Origin of the sequence: Paenibacillus solanacearum, from assembly GCF_910593845.1 — a bacterium.
Lineage (GTDB): Bacteria > Bacillota > Bacilli > Paenibacillales > NBRC-103111 > Paenibacillus_G > Paenibacillus_G solanacearum.
This window is the reverse complement of sequence record NZ_CAJVAS010000009.1, coordinates 154180-178502: the sequence shown is the minus strand read 5'-3', so window position 1 is coordinate 178502 and position 24323 is coordinate 154180. Positions and strand designations below refer to the sequence as shown.

The window sequence follows — 24323 nt, the reverse complement described above, 5'->3', positions numbered from 1 at the left end:
GGCTTTTTGCGTTGTTTGCTGTTCATCGGGACGCGCCGATCCGGCTTCTTTACGATCCCGAGCAGCCTACAGCCGGTGTTCCTTGCGGTACTGCATGGGGGTCATCCGAAAGTTGCTCTTGAATACACGGCTTAAATAGAAGCCGTTCAAGTAACCGCAGCATTCCGAGATTTGATCCAGATTCAGATTCGTTTCGGCGAGCAGCCTCTTCGCTTTTTCGAGCCGAAGGGAGGTCAAGTACTTCATCGGCGTAATCCCGAGCACGGACTGGAACCTTCGGTACAGCTGCATCCGGCTTAATCCGATTTCCTGTGCCACGGCATGAAGGCTGAACCGCTCGAACGCTTTGGTTTGAATCAGCGTGACGGCCTGCTGGATGAGGGGATCGGCCGGCTGCGGCCGGTCGTCCTCCAGCAGCTCGCCGATCTCCTCGCAGTACAGCAGCCAAAGCCGGTGCAGGGTATGGCTGCGGCTGATCCGGCTCCACCGGTCATGCAGGGGGCTGTACCGTGTAAAGGCCGAGTAAATGTCCAATAACCGGTCGGAGCTGCTGAGACTGACCTTGCCTGACGGAAGGGGGCCGAGCCGGTCCGGCGGGATCGCGTGGCCTTCATCGTCCATCCAAACCATCCGCAGCACGAACAAGGAGACAGGGGAGATAACGACGCGCCGGAATGCGACGCCGGGTGGGCAGAACACAAGATCGCCAAAAGAAGCGGTCGTGTGGCAGTCCCCAATTTCAAAGTAAAACGAGCCCCCCGCTATGGCAAAAACAAGCCATTCGCGCTGAATGCTCTCGTACTGGAAAAACTGCTCATGGTGCACGAAGTGCCTGAAATAAGTAAGTCGCGGAATATGGCCGCACAGCGGAAACATGTGCATGAACGATCCTCCCCAGATCTTGGATGCCCGGCAACCGGAGCGATTGCGATGAAACCGCGTATTCCGTTAAAAAGTATATCATTCATTTTACAATAATGCATGGTAACCTGAAAGGGCTTTCAAATACAATGGAGTAGGGGAGCGGGCCCGCTGCACCGATCTGAGCGGTTAAGGGGTGTATGGGATTGAGGAAGCATCGGAAGAAATTGACGAGCTTATGTGTATTGGCTGTTGCGGCCATGACGGCGTGCAGCTCAGGAGGCATCCCGGCGGATCAACCGGCTTCGCAGGGGGAGCGGAAGGACGGGGAGCCGGCCCGATCGTATGCCAATGATCCGGCTGAACTTGTTATTTTCGGTCAAGTCGGCAATAGCGAGGAGGTCTGGAACGAGCGGTTCGGGAACGCGCTCAAGCAGAAATTTCCAAACTACAAATTTACCTATATTCCGAAAGACCGTCAAAATACGATATCCAACCTGATTGCCTCTGGCCAGACCATCGATCTTGTCCATGATACGATCAGCGGTGTGCGCGAGAACATCATCAAGACGGGCTTAGGCCAAGACTTGACCGAGCTGATGAAGAAGCACAAGGTCGACATGAACCGTTTCGAGCCGAATGTGTTCAAATCGCTCAGCAATGCGGGGAAGCTGTACGGGTATCCGCTTCATGACGGCGGCCTTGTTCTTTACTATAACAAGGATATTTTCGATAAATTCGGCGTGCCGTATCCGAAGGACGGCATGACCTGGGACCAGGCTATCGAGCTCGGCAAGCGGCTGACCCGTTATGACGGGCGCCAGTATATCGGACTGGGCGTTTCGATTGACCATATGCTGACGATGAATCCTTACTCGCTGCCGTACGTCAATTCGTCGACGGAGAAAGCGGCCATTCGTACCGAGGCCTACCGCAAGATGGTCAGCAAAAGCATCGTCGAACCGACGGAAGCGAGCGGCTATCGGGACTATTTGAAATCGCTGAAGCGGACGTTAAACAACAACGACTTTATGAAAGAAAAGAACGTCGCCATGTTCGTGATGAACTTCTACCTGCAGCTTCAGCCGGATTTTGAAACGTTCAACTGGGATATGGTCAGTCTGCCTACCTTTGGCGATTTGCCAAGCATCGGCAGCCAGCCGTATCCGAACGGATTATTCCTGACAAGCACGAGCAAGTACAAGGATCAGGGGATGGAAGTGCTGAACTATCTCGTCTCCGACGAATTCCAAACGACGCTGTCCAAGAAGGGCTTTGTTCCCGTCGTCAAAAACGAAGCGGTCCGCAAGGCGTTCGGACAGGATTCCCCCTTCAAGGATAAGAACATGATTCCGGCGGTATTCACCAATAAGCCGGCCGCTCCGATCGAGCGCTATATCCATGACCGGCTCGTTGCCAGTCCTTTGACGAAACAGCTTGCCAGAGTCATGATGGGCGAAACCGATCTGAACACCGCACTGCAAATGGCGGAGGAAGAAGCGAATAAAGCATTGGAGGCAGAGAATAAATAATATGGATACTTTACATCAATCCCGTATGCTGGACGCGCTTGGTCTGAATCGCCGGATGAACGGCGAATCGGCGGCCGGCACGGAGACGTATGACGTCATCGTATTCGGCGGGGGCTCCGCCGGATGCGTGGCTGCTATTCAAGCGGCGCGAACGGGCAGGCGAACGGCGCTGGTCGAGAAGAACGGGGTGCTGGGCGGTACAACGACCGTGGCCTCGGTCAATTTCCCAGGGCTGTTCCACGCCTGGGGGAAGCAGGTCATTCGCGGCATCGGCTGGGAGATCATTGAGCAGACCGTCAAGCTTGGCGGAGCGAAGCTGCCGGATTTCTCCGTTACGCCCGCGAAGCATTGGCATCAGCAAGTATTGGTCAACCGCTTCATCTACAGCGCCGTTCTCGATCGGCTCTGCCTGGACGCAGGCGTCCACCTTCGGCTGCACGAAATGCCGGCAGCCATTGTGCCGGCGGAGGACGGATACGATGTGGCGCTAGCCGGCAAGACGGGCCTGACTTGGGTGAAAGCCGCCAAATTGATCGACGCGACCGGCGACGCGAACGTAACGGGGATGATGGGTTATCCGCGTAAAAAGGGCGAGGTGCTGCAGCCCGGAACGTTAATCAACGATATCGGCGGCTATAATCTGGCTGAAGTGTCGAGAGAGCAGCTGGAGCAGATCTACACGGAGGCATTGGCGAAAGGCGAAGTCAGCCGCAGCCGCTCCGGTCTGTACCACGAGCTGAAGGTCGGACGGATCAACATGCATGTGCAGGGAATCGACGGGTCGAATTCCGAAACGAAGACGCAGGCGGAGATCAAGGCTCGAGAAATGCTGCTGAACACCGTCAGCCTGCTGCGTAAGGTGCCGGGATGCGAGAACTTGGAAGTCCGGTATTTCGCGGGTGAATGCGGCATTCGCGAAACATGGCGAATCGAAGGCGAGACCGAGGTCGACGAGCAGTCTTATATCTCCGGGTACGTATGGCCGGATGCGGTATGCTACAGCTTCTACCCGATCGACCTGCATCATCACAGCGGATACCATATCGAGCAGAAAATGATTCCGCAGGGCGTTGTCCCGACATTGCCTTATCGGGCGTTGATCCCGAAGGGCAGCGACGACCTGCTCGTAGCGGGACGTTGTGCCGCCGGCGATCGAATGGCCAATTCCGCCTTCCGGGTACAGGCGAGCTGCATGGCCACAGGTCAAGCGGCAGGTCTCGCCGCCTCCATTGCCGCAGAGCGGCGCATATCCGTTAGAGAGGTGCCGATGGATGTGCTCAGGGCGCAGCTTCAGCGCTTCGGAGCGATCGTCCCGCAGGCCGATTGAGAGGTGCAAGCGCAAGGCGCGATCTGTTCGTTAGCTAATGCGGATTAGGGAGCGACCATCACGTTCACTTGATCGCTTCGCAGCTTTTCCATCAATGGCTCTTCCAGGCTTCGGTCGGTAATGAGGGTATGGATTTGATGGGCGGAAACGAACGTGTTATTGCAGCTATTGCCGATTTTGCTGCTGTCCAGCAAGGCGACTACGTTGCGGGCGAATTTGGCCATCAGTTTTTTTAGATCGACTTCGTATACGTTAAAATCCGTCAATCCGTCTTCATACGTAAAGCCCGTTGCGGATGTAAACATGGTGTCAATATCAAACTGGCATAAGATCGAGCTGCCGAACTTGCCTTCGATTACGGGGGAACCGCTCTGGACCACGCCTCCGATTAAAATAACCGTAAGCAATGCATTGTTGCTCAATTCCATGGCGGAATAAATGCCGTTCGTAATGACGGTAGCGCGAATGTCTTTTCTCGCTAAAAGTTTCGCAAGCTCGAAGGCGGTAGAGCTGGAATCGAGGAGGATGCATTGCCCGGGGTAAATCATTTTGACGGCTTCGCCGGCAATGGAGATCTTCTTGTCCGAATTCATCAGCTGCCGGGTGGCAAACTTGTATTCGACTCGCCCGTTCGCTTTCATCATCGCTCCGCCATGCGTGCGCTCGATATGTCCTTCGCTTACCAGAACATCCAGATCCGAGCGCAGCGTCGCCGGCGTGACGTTGAGCAGCTGGCACAGCTCCTTGACGGTTGCGCGCTGGTGCTCATTCAAATATTCGGATATTTTCGTCCTTCTTTCGTAGGCGAACAGCTTTGACAATCCTTTCATCTCCCTGACCTTGTTTAGCTTCAATCGCTTTCATCATATCAATGGTCGGAAGGAAAAGTCAATTTTATGCCATGAAAAAGGAATAAAAAGATAATAAAAAGCAGCCGATGATTGTGTAAATAGTAATTTATACGTCATTTTTGCCATGTTCATCAGTTACAATTAAAATTGAAGGATAGAAAAAGATAATAAAAGGTATTTACTGCAGCTTCCTATACATCGATGGGGACATTCCGGTTAACTTTTTGAACAAACGGTTGAAGTGTGCAGCATCATAATAGCCAAGCTCCATCGCAATTTTTTCGATATTAGCTCCCGTTGTTAAGAGCAGCTCCTCGGCCTTCGTAATACGAATCCTGTGCATGTATTCAAGAGGAGCCATGTTGTAGTGCTTTCTGAAGCTTGTAATGATATGCGATTCGCTTCTATTGGCGAACTGTGCCAGCTCTTTAATCGAAAGAGGCTCCCGGTAGTACTCCGTAATATAATTGCGAACCTGCTGAACGACGCTTGGCTGCTTGCTTGAGCTTTGCTGCACCATAGACTCTTGATGAATACGCACGATCAATTCCAGCAGCATATACTCACAGATCGGTTTAAAATACATATCCTTCTTGGCCCAAATGGCATACATATGGGCGTAGGATTGCTTTAAATACGAATGAAGCGACGCCGTTTTGAATACGACCGCTTTATGATTCAGATCCGGAAAGTGCTGGAACACATCGTCTCCTGTAAAATGGATCGAATATTTGGTATGAGCATCTTCATTGACAGCTTCGCCTTGCCGTCCCAGACCCTCTGCAATAAATAATACATCCCCCTTTTCCACGACATACGGAGTCCCCTCGATACGGTATGCACAAGCTCCTTTTTCGACAAAAATCAACAAATGATGCGGAGAAGTTAGAATCTTATTATACGCTTTCCACTTTTCGGAGAAATCCAGCAGAATTACATTTTTAATCGCCATTCCCATTCCCCCCGCCTTGGGTTTCAATATCGAAATGATATTAAAGTATCGTACAAGAAAATAAAAGTATCGTAAATAGTAAACATGTATTCCTCTTGATACAATGAAGTTGCAATAAAATTATTATACAATAAAAGAGCAAATCCAGAAGGGACGTTCTTCAAATGGAAAAGCGACGCAGAGTACTCATTATCGGAGCAGACGGATTAAGGCCAGACAACATAAGTGCCGATCATATGCCCGCCTATTGCGAAATCTTGAAGAAAGGGACACGCTTCTCATCCTTTCATTCCTCCTACCCTTCGGCAACCCGCATAAGCATGAGCACGTTAACGACAGGCGCATATCCCGGCCGTCACGGCGTATTTGGCAACTGTATGCACATCCCGGGCTTTCCGTTGGACGATGGGTGGGTCCAAACCGGCAACGACCGGCATTTGAGAGCTTTTCATAAAGAGACGGGAGGTCCTTTATTACTGCTGCCGACATTGGGCGACCGATTGAAGGCTAACGGGAAACGATTTGCCGCTGCCGCTTCCAGCTCGCCAGGCGCTTCGTTCATTTGGGATTTTAACAATCCGGAACATATTATGAATTCCGCCTCGACCTATGGCAGTCCAAGTCTCGTTGAAGCACACCGCCGGATGGGCCCTCCCGCGGAAGAGACTTCGGCGCTCAAGAAAGAAAAGACGCTGTGGGCCGTCAACGTGTTGACCGAGATGATTTTGCCCGATCCGGACAACGAGGTTATGGTGCTTTGGATCACAGAGCCGGATGCAGCCAACCATGCTTATGGCTTAGGGTCTCCGGAAGCAATCGAAGCGCTGAAGTTTGTTGATCAATGCGTAGCGGATGTCGTAGCATCCATAAAGAGATTAGCTCTTGAAGATCAGCTCGACCTGCTTCTGATCAGCGATCACGGCCACGTCAGCGTAGAGCCCCGAAAGCATCTAGGCGATTGGCTGAAGGAGTACGAGAAGGAGAATCATTTACCCAAAACGTGGGGGACGTCGGATTATTATGTGTATTACTTCGGCCAAGGGCGCCCAGAACGGTCGCAGCTCCAGCATTTGGCGGATTGGTTAAATCGTCAGATCTGGTGCGGACTTGTATTTGCCCATCCTGAATATTCGAATGAGCTTTCGGGCGTTATCAGTATGGAGGAGCTGCTGGGACCTATTGAGCATAACCGAATTCCCGTGCTTGCCGTGAATCCCGTGTGGAGTGATTCCCCTAATCCGTTTGGCGTTCCGGGTATGTTACACAACATTTCCAAGGATAGGCGGTCTACTCACGGATCGACGAGTCCCTACGAGATGAAAGCTTTCTGCGTCGGATACGGTCCGGATTTTAAGGAAAACGCTGTATCTGACATCCCCTGCGGGATTGTAGATATTGCCCCGACCGTTTGTCATCTCTTGGGGCTATCGGAGAACGGTTTTGATGGACGCGTTCTTTATGAAGGATTCAAGGGCGTAGACGACGTACCGCAATGCTTGGAGAAGGTGATATTCGCCGATCCCGAGGAAACGAAAGGGCTCCGCATATTCCAAGTCAACGGCACCCGATATATCGGCGGCTCGTTCTTTAAGGAATAATCGCATAGCAAGGCAAACCATATGAATAAATGAGGTGGACACGATGAACCTAGTTAAAGCAGCTAGCATCAGTACCGCAGTTCTCATCGCCATGCAGGTGACAATCGGTTGTGCCAGCGAATCCGCTGCTCCGTCAGCAAGTCCGGAGCCCAAGAGCAATCTGCTCGACACGATCAATGAACCGGTCACTTTGAAGGCGTATATCCCTACGCTGGATGACGCCAAATACAAACAATATTTTGCCGATCCCATCGCAAAGAAGTTCCCCAATGTAAACTTGGTTCGGCTGACGCCTAAAGCGACTACCGGCAAGGCCGGTATGGAGGAGCTGATTGCTCAAGGCGAAACGCCCGACCTGTTCTACACGACACCGGCATGGTTCGGCAAGCAGAAGCCGATGGAGGTATTCGACGATCTTACGCCATTAATAAAAAAATACAATTTTGACCTGCAGCGTCTGCAGCCTACACTGCCTGCCCAAATGAAAGCGTATTCCGATCCGGGAAAAATCGAATTTATGCCCGTATCCAGAGAAACGCTAGTTCTGATGTACAACAAGGGGTTGTTCGACCGATTCGGCGTTCCTTATCCGAAGGATAAGATGACCTGGGAGGAAGTTCGGGCCTTGGCAGGAAAGCTTACCCGTAACGAAGGCGGGAAAACGTACCGCGGCTTGGATATCACCCCGAACTTCTTAATTCACAGCAATCAGAGATCCATTCCGCTGGTGGACAACAAGACCAATACTCCATTGATTGCAAACAATGCTTGGGCCGATTATTTGAGTGAACTGTTGAAAATATACGAGGTTCCCGGGAACCGTCCAACCGGCAAAAATTTGGGCTCGCTCAATTCTTTCTACAAGGATCAGGATGTGGCGATGTATGTTGGCCATCTGGCACATATGGATACCGTAGCCCGTCTTGAAAAAGGCGTGATGGATTGGGACTTAGTGACAATGCCGGTCTTTAAGGATCTTCCGAACCTGGGCACGCAGGAATATACAAGACTGTTAGCCATTACCCCCACCTCTAAGAATAAAGATGCCGCCTTTAAAGTCATTGCTCATCTTCTTTCCGACGAGGTCCAGCTCGAACAGAACAAGAGCGGAGTCATGACCGTTCTGAAGGATGAAGCGATCAAAAAGCAAATTTTCAAGGACCTTAAGGATTTGGATGGGAAAAATATTAACGCGATTACGGCCCTGGAGCCCGCTCCAACGAAAGAAACAAGTATACACATGGATTATGTCGTAACGGCGGCGGTAAGGGCCGTCGAGGCGATTGTAACGGGATCCACCGATTTGAACACCGCATTACGGAAAGAAGCGGATGTGGCCAAAGGGAACATTGATCAAGTCATTAAATCGGGTCAATAGGCAAGTGGCCTCAGCTCATTCATGCCGGAGAAAGGGTAGCGCTCATTTATGGAGATCCATATCTATCAGCTAATCGAGGGAGCACGCAAGGCCAAGGGGCTGACCGTTATCATCGATGTTTTCCGGGCTTTCTCGGTTGCCTGCTTTGTAACAGCTAGCGGTGTCAAGGATTTAATTCCGGTTGGAGATATCCAGACGGCATACAGGTTAAAAGAGGAAAATCCGGATTACATTCTAATGGGAGAAAGGGGAGGGCTCATTCAGCCCGGCTTCGACTACGGGAATTCCCCTTCTTCCATTGAATTCGTGGACTTTACAGGTAAGACGGTCGTGCATACAACAAGCGCGGGTACACAAGGAATCGCGAATGCAGTAGGCGCGGATGAAATCATTACAGGCAGCTTTGTCAACGCGCAAGCCATCATCGATTACATCCGTATGAAAAAGCCGGCCAGCGTATCCTTAGTATGCATGGGGTGGGAGGCGAAGGAAGAAGCGGATGAAGATACGCTGTTTGCACAATATGTGAAGAAGGTCCTGGAAGGACAGCCGGGAGATTTCAATGCCATCGCACACTTTATGCGTCACGAAAGCAGAACAGGAACGTTTCTGGATACGCGCGATCCGGCGTCCGCTCCTCCCCGAGATTTTGATCTGTGCTTAAGCTTGGATAAGTTCAATTTTGTCCTAAAGGCAGAGCCCTATAGGGATTCATTGGTTCGATTGCAAAAAGTAAATCTATAACTGGCCTCGTCCTCTCCGATGAGAGGTCGACCGATATTTGGGAGCAGTACCTGAATCCCGAATGATGTCAGGGAGCGCACAGCGAAGGACCGTCCGGTGTTTGATAACCGGACGGTTTTTCTTTATTTACGCGCCGAATGATGGTTCCGACGGCTTTTTTTTGAAATGATCGTTTAAACCGCCAGGAAAATGACCATTCTACTAATATCGCAGATACTCTAGCTTCTTCGAAACGATAGAGGCAGATTGGCAGGTGCAAACCAACCCATGTCCATTTTCAAATGGTTGAACAAATTTAAGAGAAGGCGTCCGCCTCTGCGGGTGCCGGACACGGCTTCAAGCCAAGCCGAGAGTACGGTGATCAGCGGCAGCGTCGAAGAGACACTCGCGTCCGTTAACCGGGTATTGGGGAACAACGACGACTTGGGGATTCGCCGTTTTCACGTATTCGGCACGTACCCTGCCGCCATGTTCTATTATTCTACCATGACCGATCAGGTGATGATCAACGCGGATATTTTAAAACCGTTTATGTACACGCCTCCCCATCTGGAAGGCAAGTCTATTGAACGGTCCCGGTTGAAAGAGACGCTGATGAACGACTCGCTGTTTCATAGCGAAGTGACGACGGAGGGCCGGTTCGACAAACTGATCTCTGCGGTGCTGCGCGGCAATACGGTCGTCATCGTCGAAGGTTTGACGGAGGCTTTCATCATCGGCACGCGCCATATCGAGCAGCGGGCCGTCGATCAGCCGGCAACCGAGCAGGTCATTCGCGGGCCGCGCGAGGGCTTTATCGAGATGATCGATACGAATATCGGCCTGCTCCGCTACCGGCTGCAAACCGCGGATTTACGTATCCATACGATGGAAATTGGCCGCCGGACCCAGTCGAAGGTCGCGATATGCTACATGGACGGCATCACGAATCCCGACCTGGTCGAAGAGGTGAAGCGGCGTCTTTCCATCATCGAGATCGACGCCATTCTGGATTCGGGGTATCTGGAGCAGTTTATCGAAGATAACCATCTGTCTCCGTTCCCGCAGGTGCAGTATACGGAACGCCCGGACAAAGTGGCCGCCAACCTGCTGGAAGGCCGGGTCGCGATCATGGTCGACGGCTCCCCGCTGGCGCTTGTCGTTCCGACCGTGTTCAGCCAGTTTTATCAGACGGTGGAGGACTACACGGAACGGTTCCTGCTGATGAGCGCGATCCGGCTTGCCCGTCTTGTCGCGCTCGTCTTCTCGCTTGTCTTCCCGTCACTTTACGTTGCGATCATCTCGTTCAACCCGGAGCTGATTCCTACCGAATTCGCCGTCGCGGTCGCAGGCGGACGGGCGGGCGTTCCATTCCCGGCGATTATCGAGGTGCTCGTCATCGAAATTTCGATGGAGGTGCTGCGGGAAGCGACGATCCGCTTGCCGCAGCAAGTCGGCGGCGCGCTCTCCATCGTCGGCGTGCTGGTCGTCGGCCAGGCCGCGGTCGCGGCGGGATTCGCCAGTCCCATCACGGTCGTCGCTATTGCGCTGACGACGATCGGATCATTCGCCACGCCGGCGTATAACGCGGCGCTTGCGCTGCGGCTGCTGCGGTTTCCGCTCATCGTGCTGGCCGGCATATTCGGGCTGTACGGCGTGATGATCGGCCTGATTCTCATCGCCAATCATTTGCTGTCGCTCAAATCGTTCGGCGTTCCGTACATGAGCCCGCTCGTGCCGGGGAATTTCGAAGGAATGAAAGACCTTGTCGTTCGCGGCCCGCTCTGGTGGATGAACAAGCGACCGACGTTTCTCCACCCTTCCGACCCGACGAGAATAAGCGACAAGACGCTGGAACAGCTCAAGCAACCGCCGGTCAATGTGCTCGACCCGTTAAAATTCAAAGAATCGAAGGAATGATCACATATGCAGTATTCACGACAAATTACGACCATCCAGGCGGCCGCCATTCTGGTCAGCACCATCATCGGCGTCGGCGTGCTCCCGCTCCCGCTGTTCGCCGTCCGCGCAGCGGATTCGGGCGCCCCGCTCGTCACGCTGCTGGCCATGCTGCTGGCTTTTGTCGGATTGGCGCTGGTGGCGCTGCTCGGGATGCGTTTTCCGGATAAATCGATTATCGAATACAGCGAAGAGGTGCTTGGGAAGTGGCCGGCCTGGATCGGCAGCGCGTGCATCATTGGGTTCTTCGCCGTGCTGACGTCGCTGACGGCGCGCGAGTTCGGCGAAGTGGTCGTAACGTCCGTATTGAAGACAACGCCCGTGGAAGTGACCGTTATTGTCATGCTGGTGCTGGCGGCCATCTCCACGCGCAATGACATGACGACGTTTGCCTATATTCACCACTTTTACTTTCCCGCACTTCTGGGTCCAGCCCTGCTGATCGTCGCGCTTTCCTTGAAAAACGCGGAAATCATCAATTTACAGCCGATCTGGGGTAATGACCCGAAGGGGATGACCGGCGGGGTGCTGACAATCGCCGCTTTGTTCCAAGGCTCTTTCATATTGACGGCGGTCATTCCGTCGATGCGCCGTCCCGACAAAGCGATGAAGGCGAGCATCGTCGGCATACTGATAGCAGGCCTGCTGTACGTCGCAATCGTGACGGCAACAGTCAGCGTGTTCGGGGCCGAGGAGAGCAAGGTGCTGCTGTGGCCGACGCTCGAGCTGGCCAAAGCGACGTCGCTGCCCGCGAACATACTGGAACGGCTTGATGCGGCGTTTCTGGCCGTCTGGGTAACCGCCGTGTTCACCACGCTGTTCTCAAGCTATTATTTGACGATTCACTCCATGAGCAAGCTGTTCCGTTTGCGCGATCATCGCATGTTTTCCCTTTTCCTTCTGCCGCTTGTATTCGTCATGGCGATGCTGCCGCTCAACATTTTGCACATGTACGAAATTATACAGAATGTCGGCCGCATCGGGCTTATTCTTACGATTGCTTATCCGGGCGCGCTGTTGCTAATCTCGATTATCCGCAAGAAGAGAGGGGATCGCGTTGGGAACACCCCGATGGATCGTAGCGGTTAAGCTGCTCTGCGTCATGCTGCTGCTCGTACCGCTGCTGACCGGTTGCTGGGACCGTCTCGAAATCGAGGAGCGCGCCGTGGTGTTGGGTATTTCGGTCGACGAGGCGGAGCCGGAAGCGGAGAAGGAAGAGGATGAGGTCTCCCATATCAAAGGGGGCTTCCCCGCCCCGCAAAAAGAAATGATTCGCGTCACCGTCCAGATCGCCATTCCCGGAAGAATTCCGCTCGGTCCGGGTGAAAGCGGCGGCGGGGGCAGCGGAGCCGAATCATCGGTATGGGTCGTTGACGTCGTTGGCCATACGATCGACGATGCGATCATGAATTTGCAGCAGCAAATGTCGGGACGTCTCTTCTTCGGGCATTTGCGCGTCATCGTCGTCTCCGATGCCGTGGCGCGAAAAGGATTGCAAAATTTGAACGACTATTTCCGGCGCAACTCCGAGGTGCGGCGGATGGCCTGGATGCTGATATCCAAAGGCGAAGCCAGAGAGCTCATGGCAGCGTCGCCCAAGCTGGAGCGGGTGCCGACGCTGTACTTGATGTCGACGATGGACAGCGCCGTCAAGATGGGGAAATTTCCGAATGATTTCGCAGGGAACTTCTGGAGCAATTCGTCCAAGAAAGGACAGGAAGGCCTTCTTCCGTATGTAGAGCTCATGAAAGCGGAGAACGTAGAAATTTCGGGTCTGGCGATGTTCAAGAACGACAAGCTGGTCGGCGTCACGCAGCCGCTTGAGATCGGCGCCTACATGGGGGTCAAGGGCTTGAACCCGGCCGGCTATCGGGGCACGATTAGCATAGATGGGCCGGAGGACACGGTGACGCTGTATGCAACCCACCGCAAATCGAAAATCGACGTCTCGATTCGCGACGGCCTTCCTCATTTTACAGTTACGATTCTCAACGAGCTGAACATTGAGGAAAAAATAAGCGACGCGTTTCGTATTGAAAATCCGGAGGTCATTAAGGAAATCGAGCGGAAAGACGAACAGGGCGCCCAAAAGCTGCATGAAGGGTTGATCAAGGCGACGCAAAAAATCGGCTCCGACATATTCGGCTTCGGCGAATATGTGCGGGCGAAGGAGCCGAAATTTTGGAACGAGCATGTCGGGAACAAAGGGGAATGGCAAAAGATGTATAAAGAAGTTGCGATCGACGTGCATATCGACGTTAAAATTCGACGGGTAGGCATGAAAGCCAGATAACGCTTGAAGCGTAAAGGAGAGGGGAGAACGCGGATGGTCGGCACCGGTTCGATCGGTTATATCGGCTATGCGATCTCGTTATGGCTCGTAACGGGGATCATTATTCTATGGCTGGATGTCAGCGCGTATGAATTGTCGAAGATGATGAAGGAGAAGAAAGTGACCCGCTTCGTCGGATGGCTCAATGTGTGCTTCGGACTGCTGACGCTCATCGGGTATTGGACGATGCAAAGCTGGGCGTGGTAGCGGCCCGTCTCAAGGTTCATTATTTTGTCACCCCATTCGCTGCCGGGCTGTGGAATAATGGGAAAGGGTATCCATTTCATAGCGGAAGGATTGGGGCGCGAATGTCCATGGGTGAGATCAAGATTTTTGCCGGGAGCACCGGCAAAGCTTTTGCCGACAGCATGTGCCGGTATATGGGAGCGGAGGTCGGCCGTTCGGAATCGTTCACGTTTTCCGACGGGAATACGTTTGTCCGGATTGGCGAGACGGTACGCGATAAGGACGTATATCTGGTGCAATCGATCGGCCTTCGCCCTAATGACGAGTTTGTCGAGATTTTGTTCTGGATCGACGCTTTCAAGCGGGCGAGCGCCAACACGGTTACTGTCATTATGCCTTACTTCGGTTATGCGAAGGGGGACAAGAAGGACGAACCGCGGGTATCGATCCGGGCGAGAGTATGCGCGGAATCGATCGAGCTCGCCGGAGCCGACCGGGTGGTCGCCATGGATTTGCACAGCCATCAGATTCAAGGATTTTTCAAGAAGCCGGTCGATCATTTATTTGCTCTCCCCGTCCTGTGCGAGACGCTATTGCGCATGCAGCTGTCCGATCCGGTCATTGTGTCCCCGGATGCCGGGTTTGCCAAGCAAGCGCGCAAGTACGCGGATTACCTTGGAGCGCCGCTCGCTATCGGGGACAAGACAAGGAAAGACCACAGCGAGCGGGCCGAGATCATGGAGCTGATCGGCGATGTGCGCGGGAAGACGGCGGTCATGATCGACGACTTCTCCATCTCCGGCGGGACGCTGGTCGAGCTGGCGAAGACGCTGGTCGAACGCGGGGCTGCGCGAGTCATCGCCTGTCTGTCCCATATCGTGCTGAGCGAGGAAGCGGTGAAGCGAATCGAGGACAGCCCGATTGAACTGCTCATCGGCACCGATTCGATCTATAATCCGCATATTGCCGGCTGTTCCAAGATCAAGGTCGTTTCCGTCGCGCCGTTATTCGGCGAAGCCATCAGCCGAATACATAACAGGGAATCCATCAGCCCGCTGTTCGACAAAGTCCCGGACAAGCTGATCACCGGTTCGTTTCAATAACTTTGTATTCTCCAGCGAGTCTGCCACGGCAGGCTCGCTTTGCATTTCTGCGCATAAAGCCGCAAATGCCCCCTCTTTTCCACAATTGTCCAATTCAATTTGTGCACTAGCCGTCTCCTCTCCCTGGCACATTCCATAAGATAACGTAAAATTATTCGATTTGGGGTGGTTGAATGACGCAACATACGGACCAACCGGATGACCGAATAAGTGAGCCGCTTGCTTCGGCGTCTGCGGAGATCGACACCAAGCCGAAAGTATCCGTGGTGATCCCCGCCATGAACGAGATGCGCACGATCGACAAGATCGTTCACGAGGCGAGGAGCGTTCACCCCCTAACCGAAGTCATTGTCATTGATAACGGATCCCAGGACGGGACGGCGATGATTGCGGCGCAAGCGGGTGCGCGGGTGATCCGTTATGCCGCTGCGCTCGGTCATGACGTCGGCCGAAGCATCGGCGCCAGAGAGGCTAGGGGGGATATTATATTATTTACGGACGGGGACATCGTCATCGGCGCCAATAACCTGATTCCGTTTGTCGAGGCGGTCGATCGCGGGGTGGACGTGGCGCTCAACATGTATGAAGGCAAGCTGCGCTCAAGCGAGATTACGACTGTCGCTTTATGCAAGAAGGTATTGAATGCCATGCTGCAAAGATCCGATTTGGGCGGATCGTCGCTGACGACCATTCCGCACGCGATGAGCCGGAGAGCGCTGAATATCATCGGGCTGGAGTCGCTGGCCGTGCCGCCTAAAGCGCAAGCGATCGCGATAACGAAAGGGCTCCTGGTGCAGCCGGTACATTTCGTCGATGTCGGGGCGGTCAATCCAAAGCGAAGGAAAAAGCCCGACCCGCTGGTGCCGCTGATCACGGGAGACCATCTCGAAGCGATTCATTGGCTGCTTAGCCAAGAGGGACCTCGCGCCAACTTTTCGGATCTTGGAAGGAAACGCGAAAGGGTGGTGGATTAGATGAGAATGGCCCGGAAGAAAGCTTCGGCGAGCAAGCCAAAGCTTTCGCGCAAGCGCGCACCGGCGAAGGATCCTCAGAAGGACTGGGAAGAGAAGGCTTATGCGGCCGGCGCACGGTCGGTCGGCTGGTTCTGGCCGAAGCTTGCCGCCGGCGAGCCGCCGAGCAGCGTCCAGTGGGCCCGCCAGCTTAACTTATGCTGGGCCGAATGGTTCGGCAAGCACCGGTTCAATGAGATTCCGCAGTCGACTTACCCGCTTGCCTGCAAAAGATTTATTCGCGGATATTGCGAAACGGCGAACATTCAAATCCATAACGATCTGCTGCTGCCGACAACGAAGAAGGTAGGCTGCGTCATTACGGCAATGAACGAAAGCGTGACGCTGAACAGCCAGCTCAATGAACTGGCACGCCTGCCTTTCGAAGAAATTATCGTTGTCATCAACGGGTCGTCCGACGACAGCTACGAGGTGGTCCGCAATCATCCGTGCAGGGCGACGATCGTTCATTTCGATGCGGCGCTGGGCTACGATGTCGGGCGCGCGGTCGGAGCCAAAGTATCCATGTCCGACATCCTGCTGTTCCTCGATGCGGATATGTCCGTCGGCGTTGACTTGCTGCTGCCGTTTATATACGAAGCCGAGAAAGGGGCGGACCTCGTCCTGAACCCGATTTCGCCGCTGCTGCCGCCGGCGGATCGCCGGGACATGGTATCCCATGTCAAGCAGTTTTTGAATATATGCACGGGAAGAAAAGATTTGCAAGTCGATTCGCTGACGGCCGTTCCCCATGCGCTGACGCGCCGGGCGATCGAGCACATCGGAACGAGCATGCTCGCCGTTCCTCCGGTTGCCTACGCCAGGGCCATTCAGACAAGATTAACGATAGCCCGCTCGCCGCTTCCGGTGAACGTCATTGCGATGAACCGTGTTCGGAAGGAGCAGAATACCGGATCGGGCAATCAGGTCGAACAGCTTATTATCGGAGATCATCTCGAAGCGTTATTCGTCCTGATGGAGCAGGCGAGTCCGAGACTGCAGTTCCCTGACGACATGCGCCAGCGCCACTATATTCAAGGGGGGAGAGATAGTGGATACGTCGAATACAAGCCTGATCATTCCGACATACAACAGCAGGGACCTTCTCATTGAGAGCATTGCCTCCATCCGCAGGCAAGTGGATGAAGATGTGGAAGTCATCGTCGTAGACAACGGCTCGAAGGACGGGACGGATGCTTACTGCCGTAAAGAGCAGCTTACGCTGATCACGCTGCCCTGGAGCAGCTCGCTGGCGGCGGCAGGGAACGCCGGACTGAGGCTGGCGTCCGGGGACAATATACTGCTGATGATGCCGGGCGTGCTCGTATCGCGCCGCTGGCTCAAGGAGATGCTGCACAGCCTGTACAAGTGGCGAGACGCCGGTGTTGTGCGTCCGGCGCATATCGAGGCGATCAAGCAAACGCCGGTCATCGCATCCGTCCCGCGCGAGAAGCAGGTTCATCAAGCCTGCATGCTGTTTCGCCGCGAGCTGCTCGGCCATGTCGGTTATCTTCAGAAATCGCCCGTCTATGAAGACAATGTATTCGATGATTATGCCGATCGCGCAGATCAGGTCGGGTACCGGAACATGACGACGGGCAAAGTGACGTTGAATCATGCCCGGCATACGGAACCGTTGCCGCACATTCGAAGCGAATAGCCCAAGGAAACGGCATACGCCGGTTCCTTGGGCTGCCATGTCGTCTTTTGCTCCGGCAAATTCGTGATAGGGGGGGAAAACGGCATTGGAGCCTTGCAAAATTTTTTTTCTGAATCATCTGTCCCATTACATTAACAGTTTGGGCGACGCATTGTGCCAGATGGGGCATAAGTTATGTTATCAAACGTCCTGGAATATGAAGGAAATTGAAGCCGGCATCACTTATTTTCGGCCGGATGTGCTGATCACCACGGGGATTGATGTGATGATGTTTGATCCGGCGTTAAGCGTCATTCCGGAGCTATGCGACAAGTACGGAATGTACCATATTTATTGGGCGACGGAGGACCGAATTCATTTTGACGGCATCTCGCTTCCGTTCGTCCGTCTCGTCAAGCCGGATGCCGTCTGGACGATCCATCCCGATTGCGTGGCCAAGTACCGTGCGCTGGGCAAGCTGTCGGATTATTTGAACTTTGCATTCAACCCGCGTCTGTTCCCGCCGAAACCGGATGACGGCGCGAAAAAGGAGAAATACGATGTCGCCTTGGTTGGAACGACCCATCTGGATACGAGGACCTTCCGTTATGACAGCTTGCGGCAGCTGCTGTTCCCGCTGTTTGCAGGGGATACGGGCATCCGGGTCGATATATGGGGGAACGGCTGGATCGATAACGCCGCCATGATCGAGAAGGAATTCGGCGTGACCGTCCCGCCGTCCTGCATTCACGGCTTGCTGCCGTACAAAGAAACGTCGCGCGTGTATCGGCAAAGCAAAATTATGCTCGGCGTGCAAAATGCCCGCGATCAAGTTTCCCAGCGCACGTTTGAAATACTGGGCTCCGGCGCTTTCATGATCGCTAGCCGGACGGAGGAGCTGGAGCGCCTGTTCGAGGACGGAAAAGAAGTCGTGCTTACCTCCAGCCCCGAAGAAACGATCGAGCGGGTGCAGTATTACTTGCCCCGGCCGGAAGAACGGCTGCAGATCGGGCGCAGAGCCAGAGCGAAAGTGATGGCCGGCCATACGTTCTTGCACCGCCTGGAGCAGTTGTGGCCGGCGGTTCAACAATCCGTAAACCAAAAAAGGAGAGTAACGTAATGATCGAACTGGTACCGCTACAACGACAATTTCAATCGATTCGGCAGGAGATGCTGCAGGCGCTTGCGGATACGATCGACTCGGGCAAATATATACTTGGCCCGAACGTGCAGCGGCTGGAACAGGAAATTGCCGATTACTTGCAGGTGGATCACGCGATCGGTGTCGCCAACGGGACGGACGCGCTGGTGCTCGTGCTGGACGCCTGCGGGATCGGGCCGGGGGACGAGGTCATCACGTCGCCGTTCACGTTCTTCGCTTCCGCAGAAGCCGTGTCCCGGGTCGGCGCGATTCCGGTGTTCGCCGATATCGACCCGCAGTCGTACTGTCTCGATCCGGTCCGCGTCGAAGAGAAGATTACGCCGGCCACCAAAGCGATCATCCCGGTGCATATATTCGGACAGCCCGCCGATATGGATGAAATGATGCGTATCGCGGAAAAGCACGGTTTGATCGTCATTGAGGACGCTTGCCAGGCATTCGGCGCGGAGTATAAGGGGAGGCGTGCGGGAAGCCTTGGCCACGCCGCTTGTTTTTCGTTCTTTCCGACGAAAAACTTGGGGACGATCGGCGACGGAGGACTCATCGCCACTTCGGACGAACGGATGGCCGAGCGCATTCGGACGCTCCGGCAGCACGGCAGCCGCCAAAAGTATTACCATAGCGAGATCGGCTACAACAGCCGGCTGGATGAGCTGCATGCGGCGATTGTACGGATCGGGTTGACGAAGATCGACGATTGGAACGGCGAGCGTATCCGGCTCGCGGGCCGCTACCGGGCCGCCTTCGCGAACGCCCCGCATGTGCGCGTCGCCGAAGAGAAGCCGGACCGGACCCATATTTATCATTTGTTCTGCATCGAGTCCGACCAAAGGGACGTGCTGCAGCAGGCGCTGGCTGGCAGGGACATTCACAGCGGCGTCTACTATCCGCTCCCGCTTCACCTGCAGGCCGCCTACGCGCACTTGGGTTACCGTCCCGGCGATTTGCCCGTATCGGAGCGGTTGTCGGAGCGGATCTTGGCGCTGCCGATGAGCGCGTTCTTGTATGACAGCGAGCAGGACCGGGTGATCGAGGCCATCGCCGCCGCTCAGGGAGACGTAGCGCCATGATCGGATTCGGACTCATCGGCTGCGGCCGAATCGCCGAACGGCACATCGCTTCGCTGGCGAAGCTGGCGGGAGGCCGGCTGACCGCGATTTGCGACGTTCAGGATGCGCGTATGGCGGCGGCGGAGCAGGAATACCGCAGGCTGTCGGGGACGCAGCACCGCATAGCCGCGTACCGGGATGTCAAGCCGCTGCTGCAGGATGAGCGCGTTCAGGCGGTCGTTATCGCGACGCCATCGGCCTTTCATGCCGAGCTGGCGAAGCAGGCGATCGCCTCGGGGAAGCACGTCATCCTGGAGAAGCCGATGGCGCTCTCCCTGCGCGACGCGGAACATATCGTGCGCGAAGCGGAGCGGCGGCAGGTGGTCGTGCAGGTATGCCACCAGCTGCGCTATAAGCCCGTGATGATGCAGGCCAAGCGGCTCATCGACGCGGGAGCGATGGGACGGCTTTATCTGGGCGTTGTGTCCATGAGGCTGCAGCGGTCCGGCGCCTATTACGAAGCCGCTCCATGGCGGGGAACCTGGGATCAGGACGGCGGCATGCTGCTGAACCAGGGCATTCATTTGATCGATCTGCTGCAATGGTTCATGGGGGACGGTCTCGACGTGTACGGCAGCATGCAGCGCGGGCCGATCCCGAAGCAGACGGAGGACGTCGCCGCCGGCATCGTCACGTTCCAAGGCGGCGCGATCGGGATCGTCGAAGCCAATACGCTCACGTTTCCCGGCAATCTCGATAACAGCCTGACGTTGTTCGGAGAGAAGGGAACGATCAGCATCGGAGGCATTCGATTGAACGAAATCCGCAAGTGGGCGTTCGCCGACGCGACCGTCCCCGCCCCGGAAGACAACGGCGATGCCGACGAGCATCTTCTCATGTATGAGCAATTCATCCGGGCCATGGCGGGCGGCGAAGCTTCGATGATGATTGATGCAGCGGAAGGTAAGAAGGCGCTGGAGCTGATCTTCGCGCTGTATGAGTCGGTGCGGACGTGCAAGGCGGTGCCGCTGCCTTTGGCGAATTTTTCAACAGAGATGATGGCGGATTGGGAGGAATGGAAATGAACTACCCGTTTGGCCATGTGCTCGTAACGGGGGGAGCGGGATTTATCGGCTCGCAGCTGCTGCTCAGGCTGCTCCCACTCTCGCAACGCATGACGGTCATTGACGATTGCTCGACGAGCCGGCCGGAGAACGTGCCCGTGTCGGAACGGCTGACGTTCATCCAGGCGTCTTATGTCGATGACCGGCTGCTGGAGCGGGTGCTCCCGGACGTCACGCACATTTACCACATTGCCTGCAAAAACTTGGTGCTGTCCGCGCAACATATGGATGACGATTTCCATGTCAATTTATACGGCGGCTATCTGCTGCTGGGGAAAGCGAAGGAGCTGTGCGGCCGGCTGCAGCGTTTCGTATACACGTCGACCGCATCGATTTACGGGAACGCCGCCGTGCTGCCGACGCCCGAAGGCTGTTACGAGACGACGACGCCTTATGCGGCAAGCAAATTTTCCATGGAGCATTATTGTCAGGTGTATCATCGCATGTATCGCATGCCGATTGCCGTACTCCGGCTGTCCAATGTGTACGGACCCGGCCAGTTAACGACCAACCCTTACTGCGGCGTCGTGGCCAAATTTTTCGAGTCGGCCGATCGAGAGGCGGCATTCAACATTTTCGGCGACGGTACGCAGACGCGCGACTACACCTACATTGGCGACGCCGTCGAAGCGCTTCTATCGGCAGGCATGCATCCCGATGCGATCGGCCGCCTATTCAATGTCGGGACCGGCGTGGAAACGAGCGTGAACCGGCTGGCCGAGATGGTAGCCGAGACTTGCGGCGTGGCGCATCCCGAGTTTGCTTATCAGCCGAAACGAACCGTCGATACGATATACCGCCGGTGCCTCGATGCGACGCTGCTGCGCCGGACGCTAGGGTGGGAGCCCCAAGTCGGCTTGACCGAAGGACTCCGGTTAACCAATCGGTGGAGAAAAGGGGGAAGCGTTCCGCATGAGAATTTTTCACGGAACGATTGAAATTGCCGGCCAAATGGGCATCTTGAGCGGCGAATTGAAACGAAGAGGGCATTTGGCGAACGGCTACAACATCTTTCACTCGTATTTGGGCTATAAGGATCATTTGTACAATACGAATGTCGTCGAGCTGGAACAAATGAGCAAGCACCTGATTAACTTTTTCGACTTGTTCCACTTCCATTACGCCAGCAGCCTGTTGAAGCAGTACAAGGATCTGGAGATGATCAAAGACAAGGGCAAAAAAATGATCATGCACCATTGGGGAAACGACGTGAGGTTTCATGAGCAGGCACGGGAGAACAACCCGTACGTATACACGGGCGACTCGCCAGCCAACGTAGTGATGCACAACCGATTAAACGCTATAAGCCAGTATGTGGATGAAGCGATTGTACAGGACTACGAAGTGTATACGTATGTGGAGAAGTACTACAAGAAAGTTCACGTGGTGCCGATTTCCATCGACCTTGCGCCGTTCGAGCCGCACTTTCCGAAAAAAGACGTCAAGCGTCCTTTAATTTTGCACGCGCCGACGAATCCTGACTTTAAAGGGACGGTGGCGATTGAAGCGGCCATCCGGCAGCTCAAAAAATCATACGACTTCGAATACCGGCGCATCGAGAAGATGAATCACGAAGCGGCGATCCAGCTCTATCAGGAAGCGGACTTGATCGTCGATCAAATTCGCTGCGGCTCGTACGGGTTGCTCAGCGTCGAGGCGATGGCGCTCGGCAAACCGGTCATCGCTTTCGTTCGAAGCGACGTAGCCAACAAGTTTCCCGCGGAGCTGCCGATTTGGAATGCGAACCCGGATACGGTGATGACGGCGATCCAGACGCTGCTCGAGAATCCCAAACTTCGGAACGAGCTTGGAAAAAAAGGGAGGGCGTATGCCGAAAAATACCACGCCAAAGAAATCGGAGTGGATATGCTGGAGCGGATTTACGCGAATCTGCCTTCCGGCTAGCCACGGGAAAGGAGCGAATTCAAGTGAATATGCTGGAGAAATCGATGTTGTTCGTGCCGAATCGTTTTTTTGCCGATGGGCATGAGATGTACGTTTCCTTCAATATTGCGGGCATTCCTCGGGATATGTCAGTTACCGCCATGACGATCATGATTCCGCTGCCCGAGCATACGAGCGGCATGCTTCATTTGCACGAAATTACGCAGGGTTGGGATGAACAGCTCATTCAAACGGCGCGTCCCGCGCACTCGCTGTCCATGAGCGCCATTCCGACCCCTGCCGATCTGCAGGAAGGCAGCTGCGTACTGACGCATTTGGCTTATTCCTGGCGCTTCCGCAGCCTGGAAAACCACGGCGTGCATATCATACTGGAATCGCCGGGAGCGGCGCCGTTCACTGTAAGCCACATGCCCTACATTCTCATACGCACGCTGTAATCAATTAGAGGCCTACCAAGCGATGCAACGAAGTATCGCCAATAAAAAAACGGCAGCTCCGCCTACAGACGGAACGGCCGTTTTTTGTCGTTGCGGCAGTCTTGCGCGCAGGATCATTGCGGCTGGCGGATCAGTACGCGATACCGGGATAATTCGTTTTCACATAAAGACCTTTGACGAACGTGTATAAACGGATATAATCGATCAGCTTTTCCCGGTAGAGCGTATCCAGCGTCTGGTTCGGGAACGGGTAGACGAGAAACGATTCGTTCATGTACCGGCTCATACTCGCGAGACCGAGATTGAAGTAATCGAGTTGATGCGTAGCGTTGTATATTAATCCTTTGCCCCAAGTGATCTGGATTCCCGTATGATAGTGTCGCGAGAATAAGCAGGCGTTCCGGATCCAGCTGGTATCGTAGCTGGTGTTGCCGGTGTAGTTCGTATTCAGCAAGGTCAAATGGAAGCCGAGCTCGGACCATTTGATAATGCCGCCCGAACCGTAATTCGCCAGCCACATGCTGAGCAGCTTTCTGGCCGAGATGGCGCCGTTCACCCATTTGACGAGATTCTCGTCACTGGCGTCGATCGTTTCCCTTTGCCACAAAAATCCGCGAAACTCCAGCCTGTCGTGCAAGTCTTTCCTGCTGTTCCAACGGTTCATGAATTGATCGATCCACCAGATGACGGCGGCGAACCGGTCCGTTGCCACCTCAAAATCAAGATTGCGTCCTTGTACGACGCCGAAGCTTCGCTGATACGGGTGAGGGTACGGGATCGAAACCCAAATATCGACCTTCTCGGTTCCCGTCACACGATGCAGCGCCTGAAAGTTAGCATCGGGCGCGAACAATGCGTCAATCCATTGCTGCCAGTCGATCCGTTCCGAGGGCTCGCCGAAGCCGACGTACAAGGGATAAATGAAATGACTGTCTCTCGTGCGGACGGCGTTGAATATGAAGCCCTTGAACATAGAGTCGATCGGTTGTCCGTTCAATATATATTTTGCATAATACTGCAGTTGCGCGTCGGTCCACTTGAGCGGCGTATCATCCAGTAAGCTTCCGCAGGGGAGCACACATACATGATTGCGCAGCTGATATGCCGTAGGCGACAAAAATCCGCTGGACGATGCAGGAATCATGGTTTCACTCCTTCATGAAGGTTGGTGCTTGCTCATTATCAATAGTATGTT

General features: G+C 54.5%; 23 protein-coding genes. 19 read left to right on the top strand and 4 right to left on the bottom strand.

Translation table 11 applies throughout. The annotated features are described in order from the left end of the window. Nucleotides 1–66 precede the first annotated feature (66 nt). Complete coding sequence (locus KXG62_RS12775) at nucleotides 67–882, bottom strand: AraC family transcriptional regulator (RefSeq protein ID WP_218092358.1); 816 nt, start codon at nucleotides 880–882, stop codon at nucleotides 67–69. A 185-nt stretch (nucleotides 883–1067) separates the two neighbouring features. Here KXG62_RS12775 and KXG62_RS12770 point away from each other — a divergent pair, with 185 nt between their 5' ends. Further along, nucleotides 1068–2393, top strand: coding sequence for an ABC transporter substrate-binding protein (locus KXG62_RS12770; protein ID WP_218092357.1), 1326 nt, complete (start codon nucleotides 1068–1070; stop codon nucleotides 2391–2393). A gap of 1 nt (nucleotide 2394) precedes the next feature. Then, entirely contained in the window at nucleotides 2395–3720 is a 1326-nt protein-coding gene (locus KXG62_RS12765; protein WP_218092356.1) for an FAD-dependent oxidoreductase, read from the top strand. Between the two features lie 44 nt (nucleotides 3721–3764). On the opposite strand, the gene KXG62_RS12760 is transcribed toward KXG62_RS12765, so the two are convergent. Together KXG62_RS12760 and KXG62_RS12755 are read right to left on the bottom strand one after the other, a co-directional pair. Further along, nucleotides 3765–4541, bottom strand: coding sequence for a DeoR/GlpR family DNA-binding transcription regulator (locus tag KXG62_RS12760; RefSeq protein ID WP_246627416.1), 777 nt, complete (start codon nucleotides 4539–4541; stop codon nucleotides 3765–3767). A 208-nt stretch (nucleotides 4542–4749) separates the two neighbouring features. After that, on the bottom strand, nucleotides 4750–5523 hold the full coding sequence (locus KXG62_RS12755) for an AraC family transcriptional regulator (protein WP_218092355.1): 774 nt from the start codon (nucleotides 5521–5523) through the stop codon (nucleotides 4750–4752). Nucleotides 5524–5687: 164 nt separating this feature from the next. On the opposite strand from KXG62_RS12755, the gene KXG62_RS12750 reads away from it, so the two are divergent. The 17 genes from KXG62_RS12750 (at nucleotide 5688) to KXG62_RS12670 (ending at nucleotide 23128) form a co-directional block, all read left to right on the top strand. Continuing rightward, the gene (locus KXG62_RS12750; RefSeq protein WP_218092354.1) at nucleotides 5688–7121 is read left to right on the top strand and encodes an alkaline phosphatase family protein; all 1434 of its coding nucleotides are present in this window, start codon (nucleotides 5688–5690) and stop codon (nucleotides 7119–7121) included. Nucleotides 7122–7164: 43 nt separating this feature from the next. Next, complete coding sequence (locus tag KXG62_RS12745) at nucleotides 7165–8499, top strand: ABC transporter substrate-binding protein (RefSeq protein WP_218092353.1); 1335 nt, start codon at nucleotides 7165–7167, stop codon at nucleotides 8497–8499. 48 nt (nucleotides 8500–8547) lie between these two features. Continuing rightward, entirely contained in the window at nucleotides 8548–9243 is a 696-nt protein-coding gene (locus KXG62_RS12740) for a 2-phosphosulfolactate phosphatase (RefSeq protein WP_218092352.1), read from the top strand. 267 nt (nucleotides 9244–9510) lie between these two features. Continuing rightward, entirely contained in the window at nucleotides 9511–11142 is a 1632-nt protein-coding gene (locus KXG62_RS12735) for a spore germination protein (RefSeq protein WP_218092351.1), read from the top strand. 6 nt (nucleotides 11143–11148) lie between these two features. Then, nucleotides 11149–12270 carry a GerAB/ArcD/ProY family transporter gene (locus KXG62_RS12730; RefSeq protein WP_218092350.1) on the top strand — a complete coding sequence of 374 codons (1122 nt, stop codon included), beginning with the start codon at nucleotides 11149–11151 and terminating at the stop codon, nucleotides 12268–12270. Further along, on the top strand, nucleotides 12239–13474 hold the full coding sequence (locus tag KXG62_RS12725) for a Ger(x)C family spore germination protein (protein WP_246627415.1): 1236 nt from the start codon (nucleotides 12239–12241) through the stop codon (nucleotides 13472–13474). The genes KXG62_RS12730 and KXG62_RS12725 overlap by 32 nt, the downstream gene beginning before the upstream one ends. 33 nt (nucleotides 13475–13507) lie before the next feature. After that, complete coding sequence (locus tag KXG62_RS12720) at nucleotides 13508–13720, top strand: CLC_0170 family protein (RefSeq protein WP_218092349.1); 213 nt, start codon at nucleotides 13508–13510, stop codon at nucleotides 13718–13720. Nucleotides 13721–13821: 101 nt separating this feature from the next. Beyond that, the gene (locus KXG62_RS12715; protein ID WP_218092348.1) at nucleotides 13822–14802 is read left to right on the top strand and encodes a ribose-phosphate diphosphokinase; all 981 of its coding nucleotides are present in this window, start codon (nucleotides 13822–13824) and stop codon (nucleotides 14800–14802) included. Nucleotides 14803–14975: 173 nt separating this feature from the next. Further along, nucleotides 14976–15776 carry a glycosyltransferase family 2 protein gene (locus KXG62_RS12710; protein WP_218092347.1) on the top strand — a complete coding sequence of 267 codons (801 nt, stop codon included), beginning with the start codon at nucleotides 14976–14978 and terminating at the stop codon, nucleotides 15774–15776. Continuing rightward, on the top strand, nucleotides 15777–16925 hold the full coding sequence (locus KXG62_RS12705; protein WP_218092346.1) for a glycosyltransferase: 1149 nt from the start codon (nucleotides 15777–15779) through the stop codon (nucleotides 16923–16925). Then, entirely contained in the window at nucleotides 16864–17472 is a 609-nt protein-coding gene (locus KXG62_RS12700; protein ID WP_218092345.1) for a glycosyltransferase family 2 protein, read from the top strand. Before KXG62_RS12705 ends, KXG62_RS12700 begins: the two co-directional genes overlap by 62 nt. A gap of 85 nt (nucleotides 17473–17557) precedes the next feature. Further along, complete coding sequence (locus KXG62_RS12695; protein WP_218092344.1) at nucleotides 17558–18571, top strand: CgeB family protein; 1014 nt, start codon at nucleotides 17558–17560, stop codon at nucleotides 18569–18571. Then, complete coding sequence (locus KXG62_RS12690) at nucleotides 18571–19683, top strand: DegT/DnrJ/EryC1/StrS family aminotransferase (protein ID WP_218092343.1); 1113 nt, start codon at nucleotides 18571–18573, stop codon at nucleotides 19681–19683. The genes KXG62_RS12695 and KXG62_RS12690 overlap by 1 nt, the downstream gene beginning before the upstream one ends. Beyond that, nucleotides 19680–20747, top strand: a complete 1068-nt coding sequence (locus KXG62_RS12685) for a Gfo/Idh/MocA family protein (RefSeq protein ID WP_218092342.1) — start codon at nucleotides 19680–19682, stop codon at nucleotides 20745–20747. Before KXG62_RS12690 ends, KXG62_RS12685 begins: the two co-directional genes overlap by 4 nt. Next, nucleotides 20744–21724: an NAD-dependent epimerase/dehydratase family protein gene (locus KXG62_RS12680; RefSeq protein WP_218092341.1), complete on the top strand. Its 981-nt coding sequence runs from the start codon at nucleotides 20744–20746 to the stop codon at nucleotides 21722–21724. Before KXG62_RS12685 ends, KXG62_RS12680 begins: the two co-directional genes overlap by 4 nt. Beyond that, entirely contained in the window at nucleotides 21699–22691 is a 993-nt protein-coding gene (locus KXG62_RS12675; RefSeq protein ID WP_218092340.1) for a glycosyltransferase, read from the top strand. The genes KXG62_RS12680 and KXG62_RS12675 overlap by 26 nt, the downstream gene beginning before the upstream one ends. A gap of 23 nt (nucleotides 22692–22714) precedes the next feature. Continuing rightward, nucleotides 22715–23128: a hypothetical protein gene (locus KXG62_RS12670; protein WP_218092339.1), complete on the top strand. Its 414-nt coding sequence runs from the start codon at nucleotides 22715–22717 to the stop codon at nucleotides 23126–23128. Nucleotides 23129–23258: 130 nt separating this feature from the next. Here the strand turns inward: KXG62_RS12670 and KXG62_RS12665 are convergent, their stop codons facing one another. Further along, entirely contained in the window at nucleotides 23259–24272 is a 1014-nt protein-coding gene (locus KXG62_RS12665; RefSeq protein ID WP_218092338.1) for a DUF4855 domain-containing protein, read from the bottom strand. Nucleotides 24273–24323: the final 51 nt, after the last annotated feature.

Excerpts from the sequence above, each read along its gene's own strand:
- KXG62_RS12730 (WP_218092350.1), top strand. The coding sequence starts at position 11,149 with ATGCAGTATTCACGACAAATTACGACCATCCAGGCGGCCGCCATTCTG.
- KXG62_RS12750 (WP_218092354.1), top strand. The coding sequence starts at position 5,688 with ATGGAAAAGCGACGCAGAGTACTCATTATCGGAGCAGACGGATTAAGG.
- KXG62_RS12705 (WP_218092346.1), top strand. The coding sequence starts at position 15,777 with ATGAGAATGGCCCGGAAGAAAGCTTCGGCGAGCAAGCCAAAGCTTTCG.
- KXG62_RS12665 (WP_218092338.1), bottom strand. The coding sequence starts at position 24,272 with ATGATTCCTGCATCGTCCAGCGGATTTTTGTCGCCTACGGCATATCAG.
- KXG62_RS12715 (WP_218092348.1), top strand. The coding sequence starts at position 13,822 with ATGTCCATGGGTGAGATCAAGATTTTTGCCGGGAGCACCGGCAAAGCT.
- KXG62_RS12745 (WP_218092353.1), top strand. The coding sequence starts at position 7,165 with ATGAACCTAGTTAAAGCAGCTAGCATCAGTACCGCAGTTCTCATCGCC.
- KXG62_RS12680 (WP_218092341.1), top strand. The coding sequence starts at position 20,744 with ATGAACTACCCGTTTGGCCATGTGCTCGTAACGGGGGGAGCGGGATTT.
- KXG62_RS12735 (WP_218092351.1), top strand. The coding sequence starts at position 9,511 with ATGTCCATTTTCAAATGGTTGAACAAATTTAAGAGAAGGCGTCCGCCT.
- KXG62_RS12775 (WP_218092358.1), bottom strand. The coding sequence starts at position 882 with ATGCACATGTTTCCGCTGTGCGGCCATATTCCGCGACTTACTTATTTC.
- KXG62_RS12765 (WP_218092356.1), top strand. The coding sequence starts at position 2,395 with ATGGATACTTTACATCAATCCCGTATGCTGGACGCGCTTGGTCTGAAT.
- KXG62_RS12675 (WP_218092340.1), top strand. The coding sequence starts at position 21,699 with ATGAGAATTTTTCACGGAACGATTGAAATTGCCGGCCAAATGGGCATC.
- KXG62_RS12755 (WP_218092355.1), bottom strand. The coding sequence starts at position 5,523 with ATGGCGATTAAAAATGTAATTCTGCTGGATTTCTCCGAAAAGTGGAAA.
- KXG62_RS12720 (WP_218092349.1), top strand. The coding sequence starts at position 13,508 with ATGGTCGGCACCGGTTCGATCGGTTATATCGGCTATGCGATCTCGTTA.
- KXG62_RS12685 (WP_218092342.1), top strand. The coding sequence starts at position 19,680 with ATGATCGGATTCGGACTCATCGGCTGCGGCCGAATCGCCGAACGGCAC.
- KXG62_RS12740 (WP_218092352.1), top strand. The coding sequence starts at position 8,548 with ATGGAGATCCATATCTATCAGCTAATCGAGGGAGCACGCAAGGCCAAG.
- KXG62_RS12710 (WP_218092347.1), top strand. The coding sequence starts at position 14,976 with ATGACGCAACATACGGACCAACCGGATGACCGAATAAGTGAGCCGCTT.
- KXG62_RS12690 (WP_218092343.1), top strand. The coding sequence starts at position 18,571 with ATGATCGAACTGGTACCGCTACAACGACAATTTCAATCGATTCGGCAG.